At 69.1% G+C, this 24,250-nt stretch carries 24 protein-coding genes, 1 tRNA gene and 4 pseudogenes; 16 read left to right on the top strand and 13 right to left on the bottom strand.

Features of this window, described 5'->3' with window-relative positions:
* The 4 genes from ACFYX0_RS40520 to ACFYX0_RS40505 form a co-directional block, all read right to left on the bottom strand.
* The coding region (locus ACFYX0_RS40520; protein ID WP_388978992.1) for an ALF repeat-containing protein at window positions 1-623 on the bottom strand (623 nt) is incomplete at its 3' end.
* 176 nt (window positions 624-799) lie between these two features.
* On the bottom strand, window positions 800-2,374 hold the full coding sequence (locus ACFYX0_RS40515; protein WP_388978990.1) for a trypsin-like serine protease: 1,575 nt from the start codon (window positions 2,372-2,374) through the stop codon (window positions 800-802).
* A gap of 52 nt (window positions 2,375-2,426) precedes the next feature.
* Window positions 2,427-2,924 carry a hypothetical protein gene (locus tag ACFYX0_RS40510; protein ID WP_388978987.1) on the bottom strand — a complete coding sequence of 166 codons (498 nt, stop codon included), beginning with the start codon at window positions 2,922-2,924 and terminating at the stop codon, window positions 2,427-2,429.
* Between the two features lie 407 nt (window positions 2,925-3,331).
* A complete protein-coding gene (locus ACFYX0_RS40505; protein WP_388978984.1) occupies window positions 3,332-4,654 on the bottom strand; it encodes an IS110 family transposase in 1,323 nt (440 codons plus the stop codon).
* A gap of 254 nt (window positions 4,655-4,908) precedes the next feature.
* Between ACFYX0_RS40505 and ACFYX0_RS40500 the strand changes: the two genes are divergently transcribed.
* The 3 genes and pseudogenes from ACFYX0_RS40500 to ACFYX0_RS40490 all read left to right on the top strand — a co-directional run.
* Window positions 4,909-6,297: an IS1380 family transposase gene (locus ACFYX0_RS40500; RefSeq protein ID WP_388978981.1), complete on the top strand. Its 1,389-nt coding sequence runs from the start codon at window positions 4,909-4,911 to the stop codon at window positions 6,295-6,297.
* Window positions 6,298-6,480: 183 nt separating this feature from the next.
* Window positions 6,481-6,924, top strand: coding sequence for a hypothetical protein (locus tag ACFYX0_RS40495; protein ID WP_388978979.1), 444 nt, complete (start codon window positions 6,481-6,483; stop codon window positions 6,922-6,924).
* Between the two features lie 4 nt (window positions 6,925-6,928).
* A pseudogene (locus ACFYX0_RS40490) lies at window positions 6,929-7,192 on the top strand (GNAT family N-acetyltransferase); the annotation flags it as partial.
* A gap of 143 nt (window positions 7,193-7,335) precedes the next feature.
* On the opposite strand, the gene ACFYX0_RS40485 reads toward ACFYX0_RS40490, so the two are convergent.
* Window positions 7,336-7,794, bottom strand: a complete 459-nt coding sequence (locus ACFYX0_RS40485) for a MarR family winged helix-turn-helix transcriptional regulator (RefSeq protein WP_388978976.1) — start codon at window positions 7,792-7,794, stop codon at window positions 7,336-7,338.
* A 109-nt stretch (window positions 7,795-7,903) separates the two neighbouring features.
* Here ACFYX0_RS40485 and ACFYX0_RS40480 point away from each other — a divergent pair, with 109 nt between their 5' ends.
* The 8 genes from ACFYX0_RS40480 to ACFYX0_RS40445 all read left to right on the top strand — a co-directional run bounded on the left by ACFYX0_RS40480 (window position 7,904) and on the right by ACFYX0_RS40445 (window position 14,717).
* Window positions 7,904-8,986, top strand: a complete 1,083-nt coding sequence (locus ACFYX0_RS40480; RefSeq protein WP_388978973.1) for a substrate-binding domain-containing protein — start codon at window positions 7,904-7,906, stop codon at window positions 8,984-8,986.
* Between the two features lie 303 nt (window positions 8,987-9,289).
* Window positions 9,290-10,987: a purine-cytosine permease family protein gene (locus tag ACFYX0_RS40475; protein ID WP_388978970.1), complete on the top strand. Its 1,698-nt coding sequence runs from the start codon at window positions 9,290-9,292 to the stop codon at window positions 10,985-10,987.
* A gap of 651 nt (window positions 10,988-11,638) precedes the next feature.
* On the top strand, window positions 11,639-11,782 hold the full coding sequence (locus tag ACFYX0_RS40470; protein ID WP_388978967.1) for a hypothetical protein: 144 nt from the start codon (window positions 11,639-11,641) through the stop codon (window positions 11,780-11,782).
* 608 nt (window positions 11,783-12,390) lie between these two features.
* A complete protein-coding gene (locus ACFYX0_RS40465; RefSeq protein ID WP_388978964.1) occupies window positions 12,391-12,777 on the top strand; it encodes an RNA polymerase-binding protein RbpA in 387 nt (128 codons plus the stop codon).
* 367 nt (window positions 12,778-13,144) lie between these two features.
* Window positions 13,145-13,882, top strand: a complete 738-nt coding sequence (locus tag ACFYX0_RS40460) for a hypothetical protein (protein WP_388978963.1) — start codon at window positions 13,145-13,147, stop codon at window positions 13,880-13,882.
* Window positions 13,883-13,978: 96 nt separating this feature from the next.
* A tRNA-Met gene (locus tag ACFYX0_RS40455) sits at window positions 13,979-14,052 on the top strand.
* 102 nt (window positions 14,053-14,154) lie between these two features.
* The gene (locus ACFYX0_RS40450) at window positions 14,155-14,499 is read left to right on the top strand and encodes a hypothetical protein (RefSeq protein WP_388978961.1); all 345 of its coding nucleotides are present in this window, start codon (window positions 14,155-14,157) and stop codon (window positions 14,497-14,499) included.
* Between the two features lie 2 nt (window positions 14,500-14,501).
* Window positions 14,502-14,717, top strand: coding sequence for a hypothetical protein (locus ACFYX0_RS40445; RefSeq protein WP_388978958.1), 216 nt, complete (start codon window positions 14,502-14,504; stop codon window positions 14,715-14,717).
* A gap of 40 nt (window positions 14,718-14,757) precedes the next feature.
* Here the strand turns inward: ACFYX0_RS40445 and ACFYX0_RS40440 are convergent, their stop codons facing one another.
* Window positions 14,758-15,780: a DNA-directed RNA polymerase subunit alpha gene (locus tag ACFYX0_RS40440; RefSeq protein WP_388978956.1), complete on the bottom strand. Its 1,023-nt coding sequence runs from the start codon at window positions 15,778-15,780 to the stop codon at window positions 14,758-14,760.
* A 174-nt stretch (window positions 15,781-15,954) separates the two neighbouring features.
* Here ACFYX0_RS40440 and ACFYX0_RS40435 point away from each other — a divergent pair, with 174 nt between their 5' ends.
* Both ACFYX0_RS40435 and ACFYX0_RS40430 read left to right on the top strand, forming a co-directional pair.
* Window positions 15,955-16,176, top strand: coding sequence for a hypothetical protein (locus ACFYX0_RS40435; RefSeq protein WP_388978954.1), 222 nt, complete (start codon window positions 15,955-15,957; stop codon window positions 16,174-16,176).
* A 433-nt stretch (window positions 16,177-16,609) separates the two neighbouring features.
* A complete protein-coding gene (locus ACFYX0_RS40430; RefSeq protein ID WP_388978951.1) occupies window positions 16,610-16,813 on the top strand; it encodes a cold-shock protein in 204 nt (67 codons plus the stop codon).
* Between the two features lie 83 nt (window positions 16,814-16,896).
* On the opposite strand, the gene ACFYX0_RS40425 is transcribed toward ACFYX0_RS40430, so the two are convergent.
* Window positions 16,897-17,112, bottom strand: a complete 216-nt coding sequence (locus ACFYX0_RS40425) for a hypothetical protein (protein WP_388978949.1) — start codon at window positions 17,110-17,112, stop codon at window positions 16,897-16,899.
* A 137-nt stretch (window positions 17,113-17,249) separates the two neighbouring features.
* Between ACFYX0_RS40425 and ACFYX0_RS40420 the strand changes: the two genes are divergently transcribed.
* Window positions 17,250-17,417, top strand: a complete 168-nt coding sequence (locus tag ACFYX0_RS40420; RefSeq protein WP_388978946.1) for a hypothetical protein — start codon at window positions 17,250-17,252, stop codon at window positions 17,415-17,417.
* A 214-nt stretch (window positions 17,418-17,631) separates the two neighbouring features.
* Here ACFYX0_RS40420 and ACFYX0_RS40415 read toward each other — a convergent pair whose 3' ends face one another.
* Entirely contained in the window at window positions 17,632-18,135 is a 504-nt protein-coding gene (locus ACFYX0_RS40415; protein ID WP_388978943.1) for a hypothetical protein, read from the bottom strand.
* Between the two features lie 164 nt (window positions 18,136-18,299).
* On the opposite strand from ACFYX0_RS40415, the pseudogene ACFYX0_RS40410 reads away from it, so the two are divergent.
* Together ACFYX0_RS40410 and ACFYX0_RS40405 are read left to right on the top strand one after the other, a co-directional pair.
* A pseudogene (locus ACFYX0_RS40410) lies at window positions 18,300-18,554 on the top strand (helix-turn-helix domain-containing protein); the annotation flags it as partial.
* A 150-nt stretch (window positions 18,555-18,704) separates the two neighbouring features.
* Window positions 18,705-18,986 (top strand): annotated as a pseudogene (locus ACFYX0_RS40405) (ABC transporter ATP-binding protein); the annotation flags it as partial.
* Window positions 18,987-19,055: 69 nt separating this feature from the next.
* Here the strand turns inward: ACFYX0_RS40405 and ACFYX0_RS40400 are convergent.
* The 5 genes and pseudogenes from ACFYX0_RS40400 to ACFYX0_RS40380 form a co-directional block, all read right to left on the bottom strand.
* Entirely contained in the window at window positions 19,056-20,183 is a 1,128-nt protein-coding gene (locus tag ACFYX0_RS40400) for an LLM class flavin-dependent oxidoreductase (RefSeq protein WP_388978941.1), read from the bottom strand.
* Window positions 20,176-21,261 (bottom strand): LLM class flavin-dependent oxidoreductase, encoded by a 1,086-nt coding sequence (locus tag ACFYX0_RS40395; RefSeq protein WP_388978938.1) that lies wholly within the window; start codon window positions 21,259-21,261, stop codon window positions 20,176-20,178. Before ACFYX0_RS40395 ends, ACFYX0_RS40400 begins: the two co-directional genes overlap by 8 nt.
* Window positions 21,258-22,666: pseudogene (locus ACFYX0_RS40390) on the bottom strand (NtaA/DmoA family FMN-dependent monooxygenase). Before ACFYX0_RS40390 ends, ACFYX0_RS40395 begins: the two are co-directional and overlap by 4 nt.
* A gap of 21 nt (window positions 22,667-22,687) precedes the next feature.
* Entirely contained in the window at window positions 22,688-23,896 is a 1,209-nt protein-coding gene (locus ACFYX0_RS40385; protein ID WP_388978935.1) for an LLM class flavin-dependent oxidoreductase, read from the bottom strand.
* Between the two features lie 27 nt (window positions 23,897-23,923).
* A complete protein-coding gene (locus tag ACFYX0_RS40380; protein WP_388978932.1) occupies window positions 23,924-24,208 on the bottom strand; it encodes a hypothetical protein in 285 nt (94 codons plus the stop codon).
* Between the last annotated feature and the right edge of the window lie 42 nt (window positions 24,209-24,250).

Genomic DNA, 24,250 nt, shown 5'->3' with positions numbered 1-24,250 from the left:
CGTCTGATCATCCGCAGAGGCTTCGGCTTCCACTCCGCCGACGCCGTCATCGCCCTCGTCATGCTCACCCTCGCCGGCCCCCGCCCCCAGCTCCCTGGACGCCAACCCGCCCCAGCATGACCCACACATACGGCAGGAGAGCCCTTTTTCACCAGCGGGCCGCTGACGTCGATGATCTGCGCGACCCGGATGCGCTGGTCCTGCTCCAGCGGCGCCTTCCAGCCGTCCTTCAAGAACGCCTGCAGCTGGTCGGGTGAGTTGCTGTCCAGGGCGGTGCGGGCGGCCTGCTGCAGGTAGGTCCCGCCGACACTGGCGACCTGAGCGGTAGCCACACGCTCGTCCTGGAACTGGATGTCGGAGGCCTGAGCCAGGAAGTTCCTGACGTCGTCGTCACTGCCGACCAGCGCGGCTTCGGCGGCGGCGCGCACGCCGGGCCCGCCGGTCTCCCACAACCGCACCACCTTGGCGCGGTCGGTGTCCGGAAGCGCACCACCGATTCCACTCTCCGTCGGTGGGGTTGCGTCGGCTCTGGCCGGGGAGGGTGCCAGCAGGCCCAGTACCAGCGCGCTGGGCAGCAGGCCCAGACACAGCGCGCGGACCGCGTGCTGGGCCCCTGCCGCCATGCGCCGCGGGCGTCGCGGATGTCTCACTGCGGACTCGATTCGTCTCATGTTTTATGGGGGGTTGTGGCACCGGCTCGCACACGTACCTGCACTGATCACAGGCCCGTGCGCGGCCGGGCCCGAGGGGCGGCCCGCCGGTGTTCCGCGGATCCGTCCCTCGAACGGTGTGTGGAACGTCAGTTGGCCGGTGCGAGGCGGACTTCGTCGTGCAGGCCCTTGGCGTCGATGCCGGTGAAGAGGCTGACGTGCCCGTCGTTCCAGCGGACGATGATGTCGTTCGCGGCCGTGTTGGCGGTGAACGCGCCGGCGGTGACCAGGGCGGCGTCCTTCCACTCCGAGTTCCTCGGGCGGATTCCGATCTCCCCGGGCAGTTCCTTGCCGGTCAGGCCGGGGTAGAGGGTGGTCTCGCCGTCGACCCAGCGCACCAGCAGGTCGTCGGTGGCGTTGCCGGTGAAGGATCCGGCGGTGAGGTTCTCGGCGTAGGGCCAGGTGGTGGTGTTCTTGGCGACGATCTGGGTCTGCTTGCTCAGCCCGTTGGCCGCCAGATCAGCGAAGACGGAGACGTGGCCGTCCTTCCAGACGGCCAGCAGGTCGTCGCGGTGGCCGCCCGGTGTGAAGCGGCCGCCGGTCATCAGACGCGCGTCGTTCTGCCAGGCGGGAGTGTTCCGCGGGGCGAGCTGCTTCTCGCCGTGGAACCCCTTGGCGTCCACGGTGGTGTACTGGGTCATCTCGCCGTCGTTCCAGCGCACGACGAGCCCGTCGGTGCCACCGCCGGTGGCATTGACACCGGTGATCGAGACGGCATGCGTCCAGATGCTCTTACGTGGCGCCAGCTGGTACTCGGCGGCGAACGGGTGGGCGGCGTCGTCGCTGTCACCGCCCTGGTAGAGGGTGACCTCCCCGTCGTCCCACAGCACGATCAAGTCCATGTGCCGGCTGCCGCCCGCCGAGCCGCCGGTGTAATAGCCCGCGGACATCTGCACGGCGCCCTTCCACGGCGCGCTGGCGAAGGTCGTGCTGTAGGCCACCTGCTGCACCCAGCCCGCCAGATCGTCGACTCGGGCCGCCACGGCGCCGGTGCGGGTCTCGGACGCATCGGTGCCCAGACAACCGCCCTGCCAAGACCGGCTGCTGACACCGACGACAGCCGCGTGACCGGCGGCGGTGCTCAGCACCGGACCGCCGGTATCGCCCTTGCAGATCGCCGCGCCGTCCGACTTCCCGGCCAGACCGACCGTGGTGGCACCGACATTCTGGGTGGTGAAAGCGGCGGCGTGCACCTGGTCGGGCACCCACTCGTCCTTTGTGCGCCCAAAGCCCGCTGCCTGCACCTCGTCCCCCACACCGGGCGCCGTGCCCGCCACCGGGATCGGGGTGATACCGCTGACCGGCTTGGCCAGCTGAGCCATCACCACGTCCCGGTCCGCACGCGGCGCGAGGTTCACCACCGGCTGAGCGGTGCCGCCCACCGTGGCGGTCGTCTTCAGCTTCGGCGCGCCGGGGGCGAGGGTGGCGCCGGGGGTGTCGGTGAAGCAGCTCGCGGCCGTCAGCAGCCACTGCGGAGCCACCAGGGTGGCCGAGCAGCCGCGGTGCCCACCGATGTCGAGCCGTGCGGTGGCGGTGGACACCGCGTCAAAAGCCTGCGGGCCCGATACCGCGGCCGCGGGCGTGCCCGACAAGGCGGCGACAGCCAGCGACGTAGCGGCGATCAGACCCGAAGTCCGCGCGACGCGCGGACGAAAGCCAGACATGAACGTTCCCCGTTTCATGTGCGATCAGTGAGAAGAAGGACAGGTCGGTCGGTCAGCCCGTGACGCGCAGTTCCACCAGAACAGTGGACGCACCCCCGGCGGTCCCCTCACCGACGCTCTGATAGCCGTTCTTGGCCACGCTCACCGTCTTGACCGGCGCCGACGGGTCCCCCTGCGGCTTCAGATCCGCGCTGATCGGATGATCAGCGGTCTCCAACGCGATGACGTGCGGGAGCTCCAACGTGAGATAACCGGTCTTGGCAACGGCCTTGAAGCAGTAGGCCCCCTGCGGGTTCCCGCCCTGGCCCTGCACCGTGAGGACCCTGATCTGCTGAGCCGATTCATCACACGCGGCAAGGGTGATGTGCCCGTCCCCCTTGATCAGCCTGATGCCCTTGTCATGCTGAATCTGATCCGCGTTCGGGTAGGCGAAGTCCTCCACCGCGGACGGCGGCGTGTCACCTCCCGACGGCGGCTGCGGGTCCGCAGAAGCGAGCATCGGCGTGCCCGCCAGCGCCAGGACGGCAGCAACCCCCGCGAGCGGGAGCATCCTGCGGATGCGAGGAGTCACCCGGATTCCTTTCCAGGCACGGGTGACGGCATGACGGAATAACATCTGCAGCCCCCCCCGTGCACACAGACGTAAAGCAAAAATTAATGGTCGGCTGTGATCCTAAAACGACGTCAGAAGTAAACCAACGTAATAAGGCTCACGCGCAGCCCACGGAACCTACACCGCAGATTCACAGTCAGCCTGGATCCGCCGATCGGTGACGGGCCGCGGGAGGGGCTGACGCAGAGAGGTGCCCGCTGAGCTGGGATGATGGGAGTTCCTACACAACCATCAGGCCCGACCAACAAGGCACCTGGCCGGAAAATCAAGATAGTTGAGGGCAGGTCGGGGTCTGCTCCGTGCTCACGGTGCTGGCGACGACGAGATCCGATTGCCTGGTGCGTTCAGGCGAGGGTGGGGGTGAGGGTGACGGTGTTGCCGAGGCGTTCGAGTTGGCGTACGAGTTCGCGGGTGCGGCGGTCGGGGTCGGTGCGTTTCTCGTACCAGTCGGTGCCGAGGTCGTGGTAGCGGGCGTCTGGGTCGGCGATCAGCTGCCAGACGATCTCGATGATGTTGCGGGCCAGTGCGAGCTGGGCCTTCTTTTTGGGCTTGCGTTTGACCAGGCGCCGGTAGCGGGCGCCCAGGAAGCTGCGGCTCTTGCCGGCGGTGACGGCGGCGTTCCCGAGGGCGCGCCGCAGCCAGGGGTTGCCGGTGCCGGTGCCGGTGGCGGTGTTCTTCGCCCCGGACTGCACGGTGCGCGGCGTGAGCTTGGCCCAGGAGGCGAGGTGTGCGGGGGTGGGGAAGACGCTCATGTCGAAGCCGGTCTCGGCCAGGATGTTCTGCGCGGTGATGGCCCCGACGCCGGGGATCTCGGTCAGGCGTTCCAGCAGCGGCAGGCGCTTACTGCCGGCGGGATCGGGCCCGGCTGCTCGGGTGAGGTCCAGTTCGGTGATGGCCGCCTCGATGTGCTTGCTCAGGTCCGCGATCTGGGCGTCAAGGCGGTCGATGTCCTCCAAGTACAGGCCGATCAGGTAGCCGTGGTGGGCATCGAAGCGTCCCCGCAGCGCGTCCATCAGGTCCTCGCGCTTGGCCTGCAGGCGCCCGCGGGCCAGATCGGCCAGGCCACGCGGGCTGCGTTCCCCGGCAATCAGTGCCTGGAGCATCGCCCGCCCTGAGACGCCGAAGATGTCGGACGCCACGATGGACAGCTTGATCTGCGCGTCTTCGAGGACCTTCTCCACACGGTCTTTGAAGGCGGTGCGGTCTGCGGTCAGCACCGCGCGGGCGCGGGTGAGGTCACGCAGTCGGCGCACCGGTGCGGGCGGGACGAAGGAGCGCCGCAGCATGCCGCGCTCGGCCAGCTTGGCCAGCCATACCGCGTCCAGCTTGTCCGTCTTCGGGCGTCCTGGGACGTTCCTGACATCGCGGGCGTTGACCAGCCAGCAGGTGAGGCCGCGGTCCTCGAGCAGGTAATAGAACGGGCGCCAGTAGTCCGAGGTTGACTCCATCACCACCAACTCGATGCCCTGACACACCAGGTGGTCGGCCAGCTCCAGGATCGCTCCGGTCGTCGCGCCGGTCTTGCGGACCTCCTGCCGCTTCCGCGCCCCGCTGCCGGGCACCCGGGTGCACACCATCGCCGAGGCCTTGGCGATGTCCAAGGCGGCGACCCGCGCCACCAGTTCACCACCGGGGTCCAGCTCCGACACCTCGATCTGATCGCCCATCGCCGTGCTCCCTCCCGCGTCCGCCGCCCCGTCCGGGGCGCTTGTGGGCGGGGGCCGCCCGGGGGCCGTAGGGGGATGCCGAATCTGGCCGGCGTGCTCGAAGCAACATGTCACTGCCCCGCGGTACGGTCCCAGCACCAGACTCGTAAACGGGCTCACCTGACCAAGGAACCTCGGCGTCCATCGCGAGCGGCACCCGAGCCGATTTTCGCGCTGTCACCACGGCGCAGGCAACGCGCCTCCTCGACTCGTAAGTGAAAGTCTCCCACAGACCCGCGGAGCTCTTCGCCGCGTTCGACGACCCGGACCTGATTGCGCACGCCGGGCTGGTCCCGACGATCCGGCTGGCCGAGCGGTGCGGTCTGCCCCGACTGGTGGCCGAGAAGGTCCACCTGACCGCTGCGAAGAACGGGGCCGGTACGGCCGCCGACGCGAAAGCCATGTCGATCGTGGGTGGCATGGTCGCCGGGGCGGACAGCATCGACGACCTGGACGTACTGCGCCACGGCGGGCTGCCGCGCCTGTTCGGCGGGGTGCGGGCGCCGTCCACGCTGGGCAGTTTCCTGCGCGCCTTCACCTGGGGGCATGTGCGCCAACTGGAGTCCGCCGCACGGGCGTTCACCTGCCGCCTGGCCGCGCACACCGGCATGGTCCCCAAGCGGGACGAGGTGGTGTTCGTGGACATCGACTCCAAGGTCAAGCAGGTCTACGGGCAGGCCAAGCAGGGCGCCTCGTTCGGCTACACCAAACAGCGCGGTCTGCACTTCCAGATCGTCACCGTGAAGACCTCCACCTGCGCGCCCGTCATCGTGGCCACCAGGCTGCGCAAGGGATCGGCGGGCTCCGGCAAGCGCGCGGCGAGCCTGCTGCGCGAGGCGCTGGCCGCGGTGCGGGCGATGGGTATCACCGCACAGGTCGTAGTCCGGGCGGATTCGGCGTACTTCTCCCACAGGGTCGTCGATGTCTGCCGCAAGGCCGGCGCGGCCTTCTCCCTCGCGGTCGCGGTCAAAAAGAAGATCCGTGAGGCGATCACCACGATCCCCGAGGATGCCTGGACGCCGATCAAGTACGCCGCCGCCGTCTGGGACGCCGAGGAGGAACGCTGGATCTCTGACGCCGAGATCGCCGAGATCCCCTTCACCGCGTTCACCAGCAAGAAGAAGGCGTTCCACACCACCGCCCGACTGATCGTGCGCCGGGTGAAACGGCTCAACCCCAAGAGCGTGCCCGAGGGACAGGCCGAGCTGTTCGGCGTCTGGCGCCACCACGTCATCTTCACCGACAGCCCCTTCCTCCTCGCCCAGGCCGAGCCGATGCACCGCGAACACGCCGTGGTCGAACAGGTCTTCGCCGACCTGGAGGATTCCGCACTCGGCCATCTGCCCTCGGGGAAGTTCACCGCGAACGCCGCCTGGCTGACCCTGGCAGCCACCGCCTACAACCTCACCCGCGCGAGCGGCCACCTCGCCTCCGCCTTCCACGCCAAGGCGAGGACCGGCACCATCCGCCGCCACCTGATCAACGTCCCCGCCCGGATCGCCACCGGAGCCCGCCGCCTCACCCTCCACCTGCCCGAACGCTGGCGCTGGGCCGACGACTTCACCGACCTATGGACAGCCACCGGACAGCGCATGCTCACCTGAACCACGCAACCGACCTGACCGCCCACGACCTGGAAGAACCTCGGAGACCCCGCACCGGACGGCCACCCGGCCCATCGTGCTGCCCGCACCCCGAAAGATCACCTCGAACCCGCCGGATACCGAAGATCACAATTCGCGCGGTGGATCCAGGCTGAGGCATGTGGAGAACCAAGGAAGCGCCGGGTGATCACCATGAACGCATCCCGCCACATTCTGCACCTGCGCTTCGACCTGCCGCCGGAGCCTGATCACGAACTGTTGGAGCGGCTGCGACATCTGCTACACGCCTTCACTCCGCGCGTGCAGATCATCGAACCTGACCGGGCACTGCTCGACCTCACCGGCGCCCTTCGGTTCTGGCGGCGCGACGCCCGCGGCGTGACCGAACTCCTTCAGCTGCGCGTGCTGGCCTACGGGCTGCGCACCTCGGCAGGCGTGGGCCCCAATCGAATCCGCCAGGTTCGCAGATACCAGATGCTGCAAGACGATGAACCCGATTGCCAGTCAAGGCTGAAACCGCGCGTACCCGGCCGGTTGGAGAGGCCGCAGCCCGCACGGCCTACTTGTGGGCGAAGTAAGGCCGCATTGCCGTGGGTGAGCGATCCGGACAGCGATGCCGCCCCCTGAGGGCGGCGCCCGCGAGATCGACGAACTCGCCGTCCGTCCGGCCGCCCACGGCACGGGCCTGGCCGCCGAACTGCTCGAAGCGGTCACCGAGGACGCCCCCGAAGGCCGCTCCTGGCTGCTCACGTCCGTCCGCTCGCCGCGCGCCGTCGCCTTCTACCGCCGGCAGGGCTGGACACAGGTCACGCACCCCTCACCCGAGGGCACGGGCATCGTCGTCTTCCTCGGCCCCTGTCATCCCGCCCGCGCTCTGGCCGCGCTCCCTCTTTGAGCGCGTGTGCGCAGGGCTTCACCACCTCCGCTGACCGTCACGCCAACCTGGTCGCCCCACTCCCTCGCGCGACCGCCAAGACGCTGAAGCGCAGGCCCACCTTCGCCGCACACGGGCGAGGCCGCGGCCATTGATCGAAAAGATCAACTCTGCGGTCTGCTGGGCGCCACCGCAGGCAACCCGTCGACCGTCGCCGCGAGCAGAGGCAGGAGCCGGGCGAGTTCTCCCTGGTCACCGATGGCGTCGAGCAGCCGGGTCTGGTCGGAGCGGACGCGGTGGGCGGCGCGCTGGTGGAGGATGCGGCCGCGGGCGGTGAGGTAAAGCAGGACGCGGCGGCGGTCGTCGGGGTCGGGCCGACGGTAGACCAGGTTGCCGGCGACCATGCGGTCGACGAGCTTGGTCAAAGTGGGCACCGGCATGAGGGCGTGGTCGGCGATTTCGGACATCGGGTGGCCCTGCCCGTCGGCGACGGCCGACAGGACGCGCCACTCATCCACCGAGCAGCCCTCCTCGGCCAGCATCGCGGCCAAGCGCCGGCCGAGGCATCGCTCGGCGTGACTGAGGAGGTGGGCAAGGTCCGGCGAGGAGGGTTCCGACGGCATTGCCGGTGTCCTTCCGTAGGTCTAGTGTCCGGGCAGATTACGAGCCTCCGCGAGGGTGCCGGGGCCCGGACCGGGATCCGCGCGCCCAGTGCCTTCACGGAGGTGGTCTGTGCATCCGGTGCCGCCGAGAGGGAATGACGATTCGAGCACGACGCTGGTCGTGGCCTTGGTCGTGCCGCTGCAGGGACCGGCGGGGGTCTTCGGTCCGTCGTGCGAGCTGGCCGCGCAATTGGCCGCGGAGGAACTGAACGCCGCGGACGGCGTGTTGGACCAGGAGGTCCACCTGGTCACGGTGGACGGCGGGGCGTCGCCGGAGCAGGTGGCGGCCGAAGTCGAGGCCTTGGTGTCGCTGGGCGCCGTTGACGGGGTGGTGGGCTGGCACACCTCGGCGGTGCGCCAGGCGCTGCTGCCGCGGATCGCGGGCCGCGTGCCGTACGTCTACACAGCCCAGTACGAGGGCGGCGAGCGCACACCCGGGGTTTTCCTGACGGGCGAGACCGACGCCGCTCAACTGCTGCCCGCGATGCGGCTGCTGGCCGAGGCGACCGGAGCGCGACGCTGGTGCACGGTGGGCAACGACTATGTGTGGCCGCGCGTGACCGCCCGTGCCGCACGGCGATACGCCCGGACCTGTGGCGGCCTGGTGCGCAACGAAGTCTTCGTGCCCCTGGGAACACGCGACTTCGGGCCCGTGCTGCGCCGGGTCGAGCGGTGCGAGGCGGACGCCGTACTGATGCTGCTGGTCGGGGACGACGCAGCTCACTTCAACCGGGCGTTCGCCGGGTACGGTCTGCATCAGCGGTGCCTGCGGCTGAGCACCCACATGGACGAGAACATCCTGCTGGCCACCGGAGCGGAGGCCACCGACGGGCTGTGGGCGACGGCCGGTTTCTTCGAGACGCTCGCGACCGCCGAGAGCCTGGACTTCAGCGCGCGTTACGCGGCGCGGTTCGGTGTGGAGGCACCCGTCGTGGGTAGTCTGGGCGAGTCGTGTTTCGAAGGAGTGCGCCTGCTGGCGGCGTTGGCCGAGCGGGCGCGGTCGCTGGACGTGAAGACGATGTGCGCGGTGGGCGAAACGGTCTCCTACGAGGGCCCGCGCGGCGCACTGCGGCTGCGCGGCAACCATCTCACCCAACGGCTGTACCTGGCACGGGCGGATGCCTTCGACTTCCACGTCGTCACCCAACTCTGACCCGGCTCCCTGGCCGTTGATTGACATTACCTGCCACAGAAATACTTTCTACGGGAAGCATCTGGCGGAGGCGAGGCATCTGTATTCAATCGAGCCCTTCACTCGCCACAGTCTCCCATCGACGGCGCCCCGCCCACGCGGCGCGCTCCTGGTCGCGCGCTATCTACGCGCGTCGAATAAAGGCCCGTTAAAGACCTTTCCCTTAAAGGAAGCGAAACGTTCAAGAAACAGTGCGGCGCGACTCTTCCGTGCAATCACCCGGGGTCGCCCGGGTCGTCCCCAGTGCTGGGAAGAGGGAAAGTCGTGACGGAGATCGTCGACAAGGAAGCACCGCCGGCGAGTACAGGCGGACGGACGTACAACAACTGGGCGCAGAACGACACGTTGGAGGACTACTCGCTGCGCTACGCGCCGAAGTCCTTCCGCCGCTGGACTCCCTACGTGGTGGCCACGACGGCGCTCGGTGGCATCGCCTACCTCGCCGACTTCGCCATCGGCGGCTCGATCGCCATCTCCAACGGCTTCTCCAGCGCCATGGTGGCCATTCTCGCCGCGGCGGTGGTCATCTTCCTGACCGGCATCCCGATCTCGTACTACTCGGCGAAGTACTCCATCGACATGGACCTGCTGACCCGGGGCGCGGGTTTTGGCTATCTCGGCTCGACCCTCACGTCGGTCATCTACGCCAGCTTCACGTTCATCTTCTTCGCCCTCGAAGGCTCGATCATGGCGCAGGCCCTCGAGCTGGGCCTGCATATCCCCCTGGCCGTCGGCTATCTGATCTGCTCGCTGATCATCCTGCCGCTGGTGATCTACGGCATGACCGCCCTGTCGAAGATGCAGGTGTGGACGCAGCCGGTCTGGCTGGTGCTGATGGTCGCGCCGTTCGTCTCCATCGCCATCCAGGAGCCGGACAAGTTCTCGCAGTTCACCCACTTCGCGGGCAACTCCCCCACCGGCTCCAGCATCAGCATGCTCGGCGTCGGCGCGGGCGCCGGCGTGGCCCTGTCACTGATCGCGCAGATCGGTGAGCAGGTCGACTACCTGCGCTTCATGCCCGACAAGACCCCCGAGAACGCGGGGAAGTGGTGGGGCGCCGTCCTCTCCGCCGGTCCCGGCTGGGTGGTTCTCGGCGCGGCGAAGCAGATCGGCGGGGCGTTCCTGGCCTTCTACATCGCCGGCAGTGTGGGCCTGTCCAAGGCCAACGAGCCCATCCAGCAGTACGTGCACGGCTTGAAGACCTTCGCGGCGCCCGTCGCCCTGGGACTGGCGACGTTCTTCGTGATCCTCTCCCAGATAAAGATCAACTCGACGAACGCGTACTCCGGTTCGCTGTCCTGGTCGAACTTCTTCTCCCGCCTCACGCACCGGCACCCGGGCCGGGTCGTCTACATCTTCCTCAACGTCGGCATCGCGCTGGCCCTGATGGAGGGCGGAGTCTTCGGCTTCCTCAACACCGTCCTCGGCTTCTACTCCAACGTGGCCATCGCCTGGATCGGCGCGGTCGTCGCCGATCTGGTCATCAACAAGCCGCTGAAACTGAGCCCGTCGTACATCGAGTTCAAGCGCGCCCACCTGTACAACTTCAACCCCGTCGGCTTCGGCTCGATGCTCATCGCCTCCGCCGTCTCCATCGCCGCGTACTTCGAGGCCTTCGGCGAATACGGCAAGGCGTACTCCCCTTTCATCGCCCTGTTCCTCGCGATGGTCCTCTCACCGCTGTTCGCCGTGCTCACGAAGGGCAGGTACTACATCGCCCGCGTCGACGACCTCGAGGAGCCGCTGCTCGGGACGGACGGCCTGCCCTCCGCGGCCACGCTGACCTGCACCGTGTGCACGACCGACTTCGAACGGCCCGACGTGGCCAACTGCACCTTCCACTCCGGGGCGATCTGCTCACTGTGCTGCAGCCTGGAGAAGAACTGCCACGACTCCTGCAAGACCGGTGCCGCCACCGGCCCGGTCGCCCTCGCCACACCCACCGTGCGGTCCGCGGACTGACCACCATCACCTTCCCGTGTCCGGCTTGGCTCCGGCTCGCGTTCTTCGACGTGGGCCGGAGCCGACTTCGTCAGTCGGTCAGGGCTGCTCTAAGAGTCATCATATGTGTGGCCTTGCCCGCACGACGCGCACGGTCGGCCGCCGGCCGAGGCGACGTTGACCGACGATGAGCGCGAGACACGGGTGCGTCTGGCCGCGGCGGGCGGCCTCGGCTCAGGCGCCGGCTCAGCGGTACCGGACCGTACGGGGCTGCGCGGAGGGAAAGCCGAAACCGGTGAGTGGCCGCCGAACTCCGCAGCAGGCCGCGGTCGGTGGGCAAGCGGAGCCGCCGTTTCCTGGAGTCGCGCCCGGACGCCCGGCGGACGAGCCTGGCCCGGGTATTCCGCGCAAAATCTCCGACGCGGCGGCGGAGGCAGTCGTCGTGGCCACCTTGGAGCGCACTCCGAAGGACGCCACGCACTGGTCACGAGCGTCCGTGGCGGCGGAGAGCGGCTGGTCGAAGTCCACCCTGGGCGGATCCGAAGGACGTTCGGACTCAAGCCGCACCAGGTGGGCACCTTCTAGCCGTCCGTCCAACGACCCACAGCTCATCGACCAGGTTCGTGGCATCGTCGGTCTCCGCCTCGACCCGCCGGAGAAGGCGCTGCTCCTGTGCGTCGACGAGAAGCCGACGAGAAGTCGCAGATCCAGGCGCTGGACCGCTGGGCTACGGCGCTGTTGATGATCCCGGGCGTGTCCGAACGGCGGACCCACGGCAGCACCACCTTGTTCGCCGCGCTGGACGTGGCCTTCTAGGCAAGTAATCAGAAGTAGGGGTTCTGCGATCCACAGCGGCCCCGGATGGAGGGAATCCCATGCCCATGTCTGAGGAGAACCACGCCACGGTGGCGGTCACCGGGGTGACCGGTGTCGGCGTTCACTTGCGAGTGCACCACCCCGTACACGCGAACGTGCACAACGCGCCGTACTCCAGAGCGCCGGGGCCACCCGATAGCCAGCCACCTCCGGGACAGGGACCGCGGTCAAGGGTGGGGCGAAGCCCCATCGCATGGCGACGCCCGTAGGGCGCCCTTGACGGCGGTTCCTGTCCCGCATCCTGACCAAGCGGGTGGCCACGGCGCCCCACCGGCTCGAAGCATTTACTGCGGCAGGCCCTGATGGGGCGTCACTCTCTGCTACACGACCGTCTGCCGTAGCAATACGAGAACCGGGCCTGAGCTTGCATGGCGGGCATGTGCACCTCCGCGTCCCATGCTGCTTTTTCCGTAGCAGAGTTTGTGCCGCATGGCTGCGTTATGCCCCTTCAGCCAGCTCCTCCCCCGCCTGACCGCAGCCTTCGCGGGCCGTCTCTGCCTGGCATACAACATGCCCTTCTACACTGCGGGAGTACGCTGGCCTTCCCCATGCACATCCGAGGCGTGGACATCGCGGCCGAGGAGAGCATTGTGGCGCAGGGACGTTCTGGCCTCAGGGGTGCCCGGATCGGGTCGGGGCCGATGGGGGAGCCGTTGCGCGGCGACCTCGCCCCCCGCGCAACGGTCTCGTTCTGGTGCGGCAACGGCCACCGCACCCAGCTCAGCTTCGCGGTCGAGGCAGTAATCCCAAAGACGTGGGACTGCCCCAGGTGCGGTCTGCTCGCCGACCCCGACCCCGACCCCGACCACGCGCCGGCCGCCCCAGGCAACGCCTCCTACACGAGGCACATGGCCTACGTCCGGCAGCGCCGCAGCCAGGAGGACGGCGAGATCCTGCTCAACGAGGCACTGGCCAAGTTGCGCGGGACCATCTGAGCGGCTGCGCCCGGTCGCGGTGCCGGACGCCCTCATGGAACTGCTCGTCTGTGTGCCCGCGCTGGAGTCCCGCAACGAGCTGTTCGGGGCGACGGTTGCCGCGTCCTACCTGAACGTGTCCGGCGTGCCGGTCACGGGGGGCGTGAAGGAGGCCATCGCGCTGGCTACCTTCGGTCCGTGCCGGGCTCGGCGTGCGGGAGCCGGCCCGGGCGATCCGACGGGAGTGGATGGCCGGGTGACCACGCGGGCACCAGCGGCCAGAATCCTCGCCGTCCGGCACACCACGTCCAAGAGCGGCCTGCCGACAGCCCGGCCGGCCCCACCCGATAGAATCGTTACGTAACGAACTCAGAGAGCGGGGTGCCTCATGGCGCAGTGCGAGATCTGCGGGACGGAGCTGACCCAGGGCCGGGCGCGGGCCCGCCGCACCTGCTCCGACGCCTGCCGCCAGGCTGCCCACCGCCGACGCCGCAGGGCCGAGGTGACCGCCCTCCGCCGCGCCGCCACCTCCCCCGCACCCGCGGTGCCGGCAGTCATCAGCGCCGATGCCAGTCCCGCAGCGCGTATCCGCGCGACCGGAGCAGCCCTGGCCGCGGCAGCGGACCGTGCGGCGGACGCCGCCGAGACGGGCACCCTCGCCGACACGTTCCTGGCCGAACTCCGGCACGACTACGGCGAACTGGTCGACGCCGTGTGCGCCGCCATGCAGTCCCGGCAACCGACACCCGCCTCACCCGCGCTGCGTGTCGCGCCCACAACGACCGCTCCCACCCGGCCACGGGTCCGCGGCGACGCCGGACCGGCAGCCGCGCCCCGGCCACACCGTCGGCGCCCTCTGACACAGGCACAAGCGATGGCCACCACACGCGGAGCCCGGCTCGTCCTGAAAGACCCCGAAGACCGCGTCTACGACGTGGTGGCCGCGGACAGCACCGTGATCGGGCACGTCGAGCCCTGCTACCGCGCGGGCCGCCGCTCCGGCTGGCAGGGCTGGGCCGCCGGCATGACCCGTTCCTCGGCTGGTCCCCGTCAGTCCACCCGGCAGCAGGCCGCCGCCAACGCCGCGCACCAATGGGTCCGCATCACCACCGCACCACCACGTTGAACAACCCCCGCGCGCCGACGCGACCAGGACGATGGGTTCCTGACCCGGAAAGGCGTCACTCACGGGTGTGCGCATGACGTAGGATCGTCATATCGACGCGGGGTGGAGCAGCTCGGTAGCTCGCTGGGCTCATAACCCAGAGGTCGCAGGTTCAAATCCTGTCCCCGCTACTGAAATTCCCGGCCCCTCACATCCGACAGATGTGAGGGGCCGGAAGCATGCCGGGGCCCGGTTCTTGCGTTCGTCAGCAGGCCGGGTCGTACGAGTCCTCGTTGGTCCCGAACCCCGTCGCCGAGGTTGAGAACGCGGTGCCCAGCGAGCAGGACGCCGAGGACACCGCCCGCCGCCTCCTGCGGCACGACCGGGCGCACGGCACCGGCCGCGGCCCCGTACCGGCCGCCGACGCCCGGTGGGACCAGGACGTCCGCCACGCTCGCCAGGAGCACGCCGCCGCCGTCCGCGACGAGCGACGATCAGGAGCAGACCCCACTGACCTGCACATGAGCCCCGAGGTCCGCGCCCTGCTCGGTCCCGAGGGGGCCTCGCCCGCGCCACCGAGGTGTCCCTGGCCAACGGCCAGTGCGTCGCCTGCAGCCAGCAGCTGGACGGCACGGTGAACATGCTGGTGCGCACGGGCGGCACGTACACCCACGTCGACTACGTCCAGGACCGGTGCGGCCCGTCCGAAGTCGTGCAGATAGGGACCGACTTCGCCCCGGCCGGGTCCGCGGACGGCTACGCCATGACGATAACCGCCGCCGTCCTCGACCACGGCGGTGCGGACCTGTCCGTCCTGGTCGCCGAGACCGTCTCATTGCGACCGCAGGGAGTCTGACGCTGGCCACCTCGGCTCATCAGGGAACCTGACAGTACCTTCAGTACTGCTCGGTTTCCACCAAGCCCGTGTTCGCGTTGTAGTCCGCGCCGAAGGCGTCGGCGGCGGCGGTCGGGTCGAATGTGGGTGGGCTGTCCCTGAGGGCCAGGCCCAGGTCGGCCAGCTTCGCCTTGACCTCGTCGATGGACTTCGTGCCGAAGTTGCGGATGTCCAGCAGGTCGGCCTCGGAGCGCTCCAGAAGCTCACCCACCAAGTTGACGCCTTCACGCTTGAGGCAGTTGTAGGAGCGGACCGTCAGCTCCAGCTCCTCGATCGGCAGCGCCATATCGGCGGCGAAGGCGGCGTCCACCGGGGACGGACCCATGTCGATGCCCTCGGCCTCGACGTTCAGCTCACGCGCCAGACCGAACAGCTCGACCAGGGTCTTGCCGGCCGACGCCATGGCGTCACGCGGACGCATGGCCTGCTTGGTCTCGACGTCGACGATCAGCTTGTCGAAGTCGGTGCGCTGCTCGACACGGGTCGCCTCGACCTTGTAGGTGACCTTCAGAACCGGCGAGTAGATCGAGTCGACCGGAATGCGCCCGATCTCCTGGCCCACCCGCTTGTTCTGCACGGCGGAGACATAGCCGCGACCGCGCTCGACGGTCAGTTCCATCTCCAGCCTGCCCTTGCCGTTGAGCGAGGCGAGGACCAGGCCGGGATTGTGCACCTCGACACCGGCCGGGGGCGCGATGTCGGCGGCGGTCACCAGACCCGGGCCCTGCTTGCGCAGGTACATCACGACCGGCTCGTCGTGCTCCGAGGAGACGACCAGCTGCTTGATGTTGAGGATCAGGTCGGTGACGTCCTCCTTGACGCCCGGCACGGCGGTGAACTCGTGCAGGACACCGTCGATGCGGATGCTGGTGACAGCAGCGCCGGGGATCGACGACAAGAGGGTACGGCGCAGGGAGTTGCCGAGGGTGTAGCCGAAGCCCGGCTCCAGCGGCTCGATCACGAACCGGGAACGGGACCCGCCGACGACCTCTTCGGTCAACGAGGGACGCTGAGCAATCAGCACGAGTGAATTGCCTCCAGTGTTCGGCGCCCGCCATGTGACGCCGTAGACACGAAGGGTACGCCCGTCCGCCGGCCCGCCTGCTCAGCTCCCGCTGCAGGAGGAAGTCCGGCGATCAGCTGCTCCCGCCCCGGAGAGGCAACCATCAGCCCAGGTCACACATGCATACTGGGGGCGATGAAGAAGCCTGCCGCACCGAAGCGTCATCTGCCTACCAGCCCCTTCAAGGCCCCGCCCACGCCGGCCCCCAAGCACTTCGCCGTGGGCGACCAGCTCACACACGACATGTACGGCCTCGGCCGGGTAATCGGCATCGAGGACGGAATCGCGGCGCTCGTGGACTTCGGCTCAACGCGCATGCGGATCCTGAGCCCGTACGACCAGATCACCAAGCTGTAGGACGGCTATGCCCGGTCACGGCACGCCAGGCGACGTGTGTGGTCGCGCTGACCGCCCGTTCGGCCACCCTGCTCGGACACGATCATCATGCAGACAGGACCACGACGCCGTCGATTCGCTGTGGTCTTGGAGCCCGGATCAGCCGCTTGTGACGGCATGCCGCAGCATGCGCAAGACGGTCGCGGGGAACACCGGCAACCACCCGACGAGCACACTCCTCACGTGACGAGCCCGAACTCGTGTCGCCATGCCGCCGTTTGGCGGTGACTCGCAAAGGGATTAGCGTGATCCGCGGAGCAGTCGTGGTCTCGAAGTCGTTCACCCGCGGGCCAACGTGACCCGCGGGCGCTTTGCTGTCCGGCCCCCTCCGGACCAGGGCGATCACCTCCGGGCCCGCACAGTGCGGGCCTGAACCCTCTTGAAGGAGACAGAGATGGCCAAGGGCACTGTGAAGTGGTTCAAGGCGGACAAGGGCTTCGGCTTCATCGAGCAGGAGGGCGGCGGCCCGGACGTCTTCGCCCACCACTCCAACATCGTCAGTCAGGGCTTCCGCGAACTGCGGGAGGGCCAGCATGTGGAGTTCGACGTCACGCAGGGCCAGAAGGGCCCCCAGGCGGAGAACATCCGCGTCATCTGACCCAGCTCCCGAACAGCCCGGCACCTTGGGGTGCCGGGCTCCGTGTCTGGCCGGCGGCCGCGAGCACTTCGGGCTGACCGACGTCAACCGGACAGGTCCTCGTCCGCGCGGCTGCCGGCTCCGAGAGTGCGGCGCGGGCTCGGGGACGTCACCAGGTGGGCGCCGAGCACTCCGCGGGCCCGCAGCTCGTCAACGTCGGGGAGACGGACTCCGGGGAGTTCATCGAGAAGATCGGCCTGGGCGGCGCGGATGCTGTGAGCGTCCTGGGGGCCAGTGCCAAGGGTGCGGCGGGCTGTCATGCGATCATCGTACGGGCGGTGCTACGGCCGGGCAGGTCTTCGGCTACTTGGAGGGCTTCCCTGGCACGTTCCGCAGCAGTGCGGCGGTCATTGCCAGGAGCGTTTCTGCCTCGGCCCGGTCGTAGGAGAAGTCTTTCGTGACCTCGTCGTTGTGCAGGGCACCGCACGCCCATGGCCGTCCCAGTCCCAACGAGGAGACCAGACGGCGGATCGCCTGGGCCGAGAACCACCGCTATGCCAGCCTGGCGCAGTTCGTCTCGAGTATCGCCGTGATCAGCGAAACCCACTCGCCGGACGGCTTCTGACGCCCGGCCGCCGCGCGCCGGAGGCCCTTCACGGAGGCGACGTGACGCGGTGGTGCGAGTACCACGTCAGCCCGCGCTATCTCGTCGGATCCACCGGCACCGGCGACCCCACGCTGCGGCCCTTGCTCGGCATGGGCTGGAAAAGCCGCAACGGCCCGCCGGAGACCCGACAGGCCGTCACGAAATTTCGGGGCTCAGCGTAGCTGCTCCCGTATCAGAAGGGGCTGGAGACGCCGAACTGACCCACCAGCTGCGAGTAGCCGGGGGTGTTCTCCTTGATGAACTTGCCGTCAGCTGCACCGTTGGAGCTGGCGCTAAATCCGCCGCTGTAGCTGCAGACCGTCTGACCGGAGGCCGGGTAGAACGTGTTGTTGACGGTGTTTTGGTAGTTGCCGTCGGCGTACCACCAGTTGGTGATCAAAAGCCCCGCCGACGCGTAGCTGCCGTTGGTGGGGGTGGCGCAGATATGGTCGGAGGCGCGCCCGCAGTAGTTGCCGTTGTAGTCGTACATCCCCCACAGGGAGACATCCATGTTGAGGTACATGTTGGACTTGGAGGTCTCCGCGATGTCGTACCAGCTGCATGCGGAGGCTGCACTGGTCACCGCCGACACCCTTCGAGCAGTGCCGGTGTTGATGTGGCTGGGGATGCGCAGGGCATCGGCGTGCGTGGCGGCCTGCGCGGTGCCGGTAAAGCCCAGCAACGTACTCGCCGCCACGATTGACAGGGCAGAGGCCAGTGCCTTGAGGTTCACGCTTCCTCCTTCAGGAAGTCGGCAAGAGACAACGCTCGACACCTCGATGTGCCGGTTCAGGCGGTGCCGAGAGCCAATCTCTGTCTAGCGAAGCAGCCTGGTCATCGGCCATCATCCGTTGTTGCGTGATGCGACCTCATCAAAACAACAACCTGGGGGCACCGGTGGGGCGTCCTGAACAGCAGATTCTCGGAGAGGGAGCGGTCAAGGATTTCGCCCGCTACCTTCGGGACTTGCGTGAGAAGGCGGGGAAACCTACCTATCGGCGCATGTCCGCGGTAAGCCACTACTCGCCATCTGCGCTCTCACGCGCAAGCGCCGGCGAGGAACTGCCCTCCCTCACAGTTGCGCGAGCCTTCGCCCGCGCCTGCGGTGGCGAGGAAGAGGAAGTCGCCAGACGCTGGCACCAAGCAAGTCAGGCCCAGAGTCAGTCGTCCGAAAGTCACACGCCAGGAGCACAGCTCCCCGGACCGCCGTTCCTCTCTCCGGCGAAGAAAAGACACCGTCAAACGGTGCTGGCGGTCGTCGCGTTGGCGCTGGACGCGCTGACCCGGGAGCGGCTCCAGGAGGACGTCCGTCGCGTGACCGTCCGGACCGGCAGGACCACGGTGTTCGTGACGCACTCGGCGGACGATGCGGTGTTCCTCGGCTCCCGCATCGTGGTGCTGACCAAGAGCCCGGGGACCGTGGCCCTGGACCTGCCGATCACCTTGCCGCGCGGCGACGTCGACGCCGAGGAGCTGCGCAACTCCCGCGAGTTCGCCGAGCTGCGCGCGCAGGTCTCCCACGCCGTCAAGGCCGCCGCGGCGGCCTGATCCCCGGGAAAGGACACGCGGGAAGGGGCACGAGCCCGGCGGCGGTCTGCCGCGTGCCGGGCCTCCCGCTCACCTCCGGCTCCACTCCTGCGCGAGCAGCTCGTAGGACCTCACCCGGTCGGCGTGGTCGTGGGTGATGGTCGTGATGAGCAACTCGTCAGCGTCGGTGGCCTCTTGGAGCTGCAGCAGGCGGTCGGCCACCTGTCGCGGTGAGCCGACGAACTGCGTGTCCACGCGGTCCCGCACCAGTTCCCAGCTTTCGTCACTCCACTCGAAGGCCCGAGCCTGCTTTGGCGTCGGGTACTCGATGGCGCCCTCGGCGGTGCGGATGCTGCGGACCCAGGCCGCGTAGCCGGTGGCGAGCTCGCGGGCCTGCTCCTCGTCCTCCGCCACGACCACGTCGGCCGAGACGCTGACGTAGGGCTTGTCGAGGAAGTCGGAGGGCTGGAAGAAGGCGCGGTAGCCGTCCACGGCCTCCAGCACGGTGGCGGGGCTGACGTGGTAGTTCGCGGCGAACCGCAGCCCCCGCGCGCCCGCGACCTCGGCGCTCTGGCCTCCGCTGCTGCCCAGGATCCACACCTCGACGTCGGCGCCCTCGCCCGGCACGGCGTGCGCCTCGACGCCCTCCGGGGACCGGTAGGTGCCGGCCAGCAGGGCGAGGATGTCATCGATCTGCTCGGCGTAGTCCTGCGACTCGGCACCGGGCAGCAGAAGCAGCTTGCGCTGCAAGGCGATGCGGGGTGAGCCGAGGAGGCGTTCGAAGGAGAAGCGGGGCGGGATCAGCAGGCCGTTCGGGGCCCGGCCGTCCACGACCGGGGTCACGGTCACAGGGGCTGCGGTCGGTTGTCCCGGCGGGCGGCCGCCCGAGCGGCCCAGGCCGAGGTCGAAGCGGCCGGGATGCAGGGCGTCGATCAGGCCGAACTCCTCGACCGTGCTGAGCGCGGTGCGGTGGCCCAGCTGTACGGCGCCGGAGCCGAGCCGGATCGTGGAGGTGGCGGAGGCGGTGAGCGCGAGGACGACCGCGGGGGACGTGCCCGCGACGCCCGGGTTGAGGTGGTGCTCGGCGAACCAGTACCGGGCGTACCCGAAGCGCTCGGTCTGCTGTGCCAGGTCGATGGAGTTGCGCAGGGCGTCGGCGGCCGTCGAGCCGGACGGTATCGGCACCAGGTCGAGGACGCCGAGGGGGATGTCAGGCATGGGCGGGTTCCTCCTCGGTGACGGGCAGGACCGGTCCCCAGACGAAGGGCGGGTCCGGGATGTCGCGGCGCAGTACGGGGGCGACATCGGACTGGAAGAGCTGGAGCGAGGCGCGGTGCTGGGCATCCGTCAACCCGTTCGCGTCGGCGTGCAGGTGGAGCACGGTGTGCCCGAACTGCTCGTGGTAGCGGTGCACCTTGTCGATGATCTGCTGCGGGCTGCCGATCAGGGCGGAGCTGCGCTCGACGAAGTCCTCCACGGTCTCGAAGACCACCGGCAGGCCGAACTGCTTCTGGAACGCCAGCGTCGACTCGAAGATCGGCCGGTAGACCTTGAGCGCTTCCTGGGAGGTGCGGGTCACGAGGAGCCCGGCCGTGCCGGCACCGACCGCGATCTTGGTCGGGTCGTGGCCGTAGAACTCCCAGCGCTCGCGATAGTACCTGATCAACTCGGTGTACGGCTCGATGGGGTTGGTGACGTTCGCCGAGAACAGCGGGTCGCCGTAGCGGGCGGCCAGATCCACCGACTCCTTGCTGGTGGCGCTGCCGTGCCAGACCCGGACGGGCCGCTGGTAGGGCCTCGGCCACACCTCGGCGTCCTTCAGCGGCGGGCGGAACCGGGTCGCCGCGGTCACCTTGTCCTGCCGCCAGATCTGACGGAACACCTCATAGCTCTCGGCGTTGCGGTCCCACTGGTCCTCGGGAGTGACATGGAACAGCTCGCGCTGGGCGGCGCCGTTGCCCTTGCCGATGATCAGCTCCAACCGTCCCTCGGAGAGATGGTCGAGGGTGGCGTAGTCCTCGTAGGCGCGCACCGGGTCCAGGAGGCTGAGCGTGGTCACGGCGGTGAACAGCCGGATGCGTCGGGTCAGTGCCGCGATGTGGCTGAGGACGACGGCCGGCGAGGAGGAGATGAAAGGCCGCTCGTGCCGCTCCCCCACGCCGAAGCCGTCGAAGCCGAGTTCCTCGGCGAGCAGGGCACTGTCGAGGACCTCACGGAAGCGGTCATGGGTCGGCTTGTGCACCCCGGTGATCGGATCCGGCCGGTGCACGATCAGGGTGATGGCGAGGAACTTCACGACGCTGCCCGTTCGTCGCGGATGTCGTCGATGGGGGTTGCCCCGCTCGAGCGAAGCCGAGAGTAGGGGAGGGCGAGGCCGAGGTGGTCGCGCAGGGTCGGGCCCTCGTACTCCGTACGGAACACGCCCTGTTCCTGCAGGAGCGGGACGACCTTGTCGGCGAACTCGTCGAGGCCGGTCGGGGTGATGTGCGGGACGAGGATGAAGCCGTCACTTGCGTCGGCCTGCACGAACTCGTTGATGGTGCGGGCGATCGTCTCGGCCGAGCCGATGAAGTTCTGCCGGTTCCCTGTCTCAATGACCAGGTCGCGGATCGACCAGTTGTTCGCGGCGGCCAGCTCGCGCCACTCGCGGGCGGTGGCCAGCGGGTCGCGGTACATGCGGACCTGGGCGCGGCCCTGGGAGATGTGCCGGTCGCTGACGTCCGGGTCGATGTCGGGGAGGGGGCCGTCCGGGTCGTAGGAGGACAGGTCCCGGTTCCAGACGAACTCCAGGTGCTTGAGGGCGGTGGCGCCGCTGACCTGCTGGCGGCGCACCTCCTTGGCGAGCTCCTCCGCCTCAGCGTCGGTGTCGGAGAGGGTGAAGGTGGCGGCGGGCAGGATCAGCAACTGGTCGTGGCGGCGACCGTACTTGGCGAGGCGCTTCTTGACGTCGGTGTAGAAGGCCTGGCCCGCTTCGAGGGTGGCGTGCCGGCTGAAGATCGCGTCGGCTTCGGAGGCGGCGAACTCGCGGCCCTCCTCGGAATCGCCGGCCTGGAAGATCACCGGGCGGCCCTGCGGGGAGCGCGGCACGTTGAACTGTCCGTGGATATCGAAGTGTTGCCCGGTGTGAACGAAGGCGCCGGCCTTGGCGTCCCGCAGGAAGGTGCCGGTCTCCTGGTCGGCGAGGATCTCGTCGCCGACCAGGAGTCGAAGAGTTCGTTCGCCGTGGCCAGGAACTCCTTGGCGCGGGAGTAGCGCTCCTCCTGCGGCAGGAAGCCACCGCGGCGGAAGTTCTCGCCGGTGAAGGCGTCCCAGGAGGTGACGACGTTCCAGGCGGAGCGCCCGCCGGAGAGGTGGTCGAGGCTGGCGAACTGGCGGGCGACTTCGTAGGGCTCGTTGAAGGTGGAGTTGATGGTGCCGGTCAGGCCGAGGTGCTCGGTGACGGCGGCGAGTGCGGCCAGGACGGTGAAGGTGTCGGGCCGGCCGACGACGTCCAGGTCGTAGATCTGTCCGCCCTGTTCGCGGAGCCTGAGCCCTTCGGCGAGGAACAGGAAGTCGAACTTGGCGCGTTCGGCGGTCTGTGCGAAGTGCACGAAGGAGCTGAACTCGATGTGGCTGCCGGCTCGCGGGGCGCTCCACACGGTGGTGTTGTTGACGCCGGGGAAGTGGGCGGCCAGATGGATCTGCTTCTGCGGCTTGCTCATGGTCGTGGTCGTCCCTCCGGCTCAGGCGGTCGCGGCGGCATAGCGGTTGGCGGGGCGGGCCAGGCCCAGCAGGCCGCGCAGAGTGCCGGCCTCGTAGGCGCGGCGGAAGGCGCCCCGGCGCTGCAGTTCGGGGACCAGCCCCCGGGTGATCGCCGGGATGTCATGGCCCGCGACGGCGGGGCGCAGCCGGAAGCCGGTCAGCCCGGCGGTGTGCAACTCCTGTAGCAGATCGGCGAGTTGTTCAGGCGTACCGGTGAAGATCCGGGCGTCGCTGGTGTACGGCTCCCCCACGAGGGCGTCGAGGCGTGCGCGCCGGTCCTCCGCGGCAGCCTGGTCGTCGTCCAGGAAGACCACCACGTCACCGAAGACATGCAGGGGTTCGCCTGCCCGCCCGGCCGTCTCCTGCTCGTCGCGGATCTCGGCGACGATCGCGCGGGCCTGCTCGGCGTCGTGCGGGGTGACGTAGCCGATGTCGGCCTGCCGGGCCACCAGCCGGTACGGAACGGTCTGGTGGGCGAGGGCGCTGACGATCGGCTGGCCCTGCGGTGGACGGGGCGTGATGGAGGGGCCCCTGACGCTGAAGTGTCTGCCCTCGAAGTCGATGTAGTGCAGCTTGTCGCGGTCGATGAAGCGGCCGGTGGCGGCGTCCCGGATCTCGGCGTCGTCCTCCCAGCTGTCCCAGAGGCGGCGCACCACCTCCACGTAGTCGGCGGCCTCGTCGAACAGGTCGGCCACCAGCTCCCGGGTGTCCGGGTGGTCGTAGGCCTCGATGCGCGGGACGGGGCGGCGGCCGAAGTGCGCGGCCTCGTTCGGGCGGGCGGTGATCTGCACCCGCAGGCCGGCGCGGCCGGCGCTGACGTAGTCGAGGGTGGCGATGGCCTTGGAGATGTGGAACGGCTCCGTGTGGGTCGAGACCACCGTCGGAACCAGACCTATGTGCCGGGTCAGCGGTGCGACGCGGGAGGCGATGAGGACGGCGTCGAGGCGGCCGCGGACCTGGTCGGTGCGCTCGTCCGGGTCCAGGAAGTGGGAGGACTGCGGGCCGAGGCCGTCCTCGATGGTCACGAAGTCGAGCAGACCGCGCTCGGCCTCGGCGACCAGATCGGCCCAGTATCCGGCAGTGAACAGGTCGCGCGGGCGGGCCACCGGCTCGCGCCAGGAGGCGGGATGCCAGCCGGTGCCGTCCAGGGCGACGGCAAGGTGCAAGGAAGAAGGAGGCGTTGAGGACACGTGGGGCCTTCCTGGAAGTCCGTCGTATCAGCCCGCGGGGTGGGGCAGGCCGAGGTGGTCGCGGAGGGTGCGGCCGGTGTAGTCGGCGCGGAACAGGCCGCGTTCGCGCAGGCCCGGTACGAGGTCTTGGACCACGGCGGGCAGATCGGCTGGGGCCGAGGTCGGCAGGAGGTGGAAACCGACGCCGGTGGCCTCGTGCCAGTCGGCGAGCAGACCGGCGAGGTCCGCGGCGGCGCCGGTGATGCGCGGTTCGGGCGGGGGGGGGGGGCCCGCGCGGGGCCCCCCCCGGGCCCCCCGGCCCAGGCGCCCCACCCCCCCCCCCCCACCGCCAACGCACAGGCCACCCCCCCCACC

It is taken from the genome of Streptomyces sp. NPDC002573, assembly GCF_042889625.1.
Lineage (GTDB): Bacteria > Actinomycetota > Actinomycetes > Streptomycetales > Streptomycetaceae > Streptomyces > Streptomyces gibsoniae.
The sequence above is the reverse complement of the archived record's forward strand: the minus strand, read 5'-3'. Positions and strand labels throughout refer to the sequence as shown.

Coding starts and splice junctions, on each gene's coding strand:
- ACFYX0_RS40515 (WP_388978990.1), bottom strand. CDS start 2,374: ATGTCTGGCTTTCGTCCGCGCGTCGCGCGGACTTCGGGTCTGATCGCC.
- ACFYX0_RS40510 (WP_388978987.1), bottom strand. CDS start 2,924: ATGCTCCCGCTCGCGGGGGTTGCTGCCGTCCTGGCGCTGGCGGGCACG.
- ACFYX0_RS40505 (WP_388978984.1), bottom strand. CDS start 4,654: ATGGGCGATCAGATCGAGGTGTCGGAGCTGGACCCCGGTGGTGAACTG.
- ACFYX0_RS40485 (WP_388978976.1), bottom strand. CDS start 7,794: ATGCCGTCGGAACCCTCCTCGCCGGACCTTGCCCACCTCCTCAGTCAC.
- ACFYX0_RS40465 (WP_388978964.1), top strand. CDS start 12,391: ATGCACATCCGAGGCGTGGACATCGCGGCCGAGGAGAGCATTGTGGCG.
- ACFYX0_RS40460 (WP_388978963.1), top strand. CDS start 13,145: ATGGCGCAGTGCGAGATCTGCGGGACGGAGCTGACCCAGGGCCGGGCG.
- ACFYX0_RS40445 (WP_388978958.1), top strand. CDS start 14,502: ATGCTGGTGCGCACGGGCGGCACGTACACCCACGTCGACTACGTCCAG.
- ACFYX0_RS40435 (WP_388978954.1), top strand. CDS start 15,955: ATGAAGAAGCCTGCCGCACCGAAGCGTCATCTGCCTACCAGCCCCTTC.
- ACFYX0_RS40430 (WP_388978951.1), top strand. CDS start 16,610: ATGGCCAAGGGCACTGTGAAGTGGTTCAAGGCGGACAAGGGCTTCGGC.
- ACFYX0_RS40425 (WP_388978949.1), bottom strand. CDS start 17,112: ATGACAGCCCGCCGCACCCTTGGCACTGGCCCCCAGGACGCTCACAGC.
- ACFYX0_RS40400 (WP_388978941.1), bottom strand. CDS start 20,183: ATGCCTGACATCCCCCTCGGCGTCCTCGACCTGGTGCCGATACCGTCC.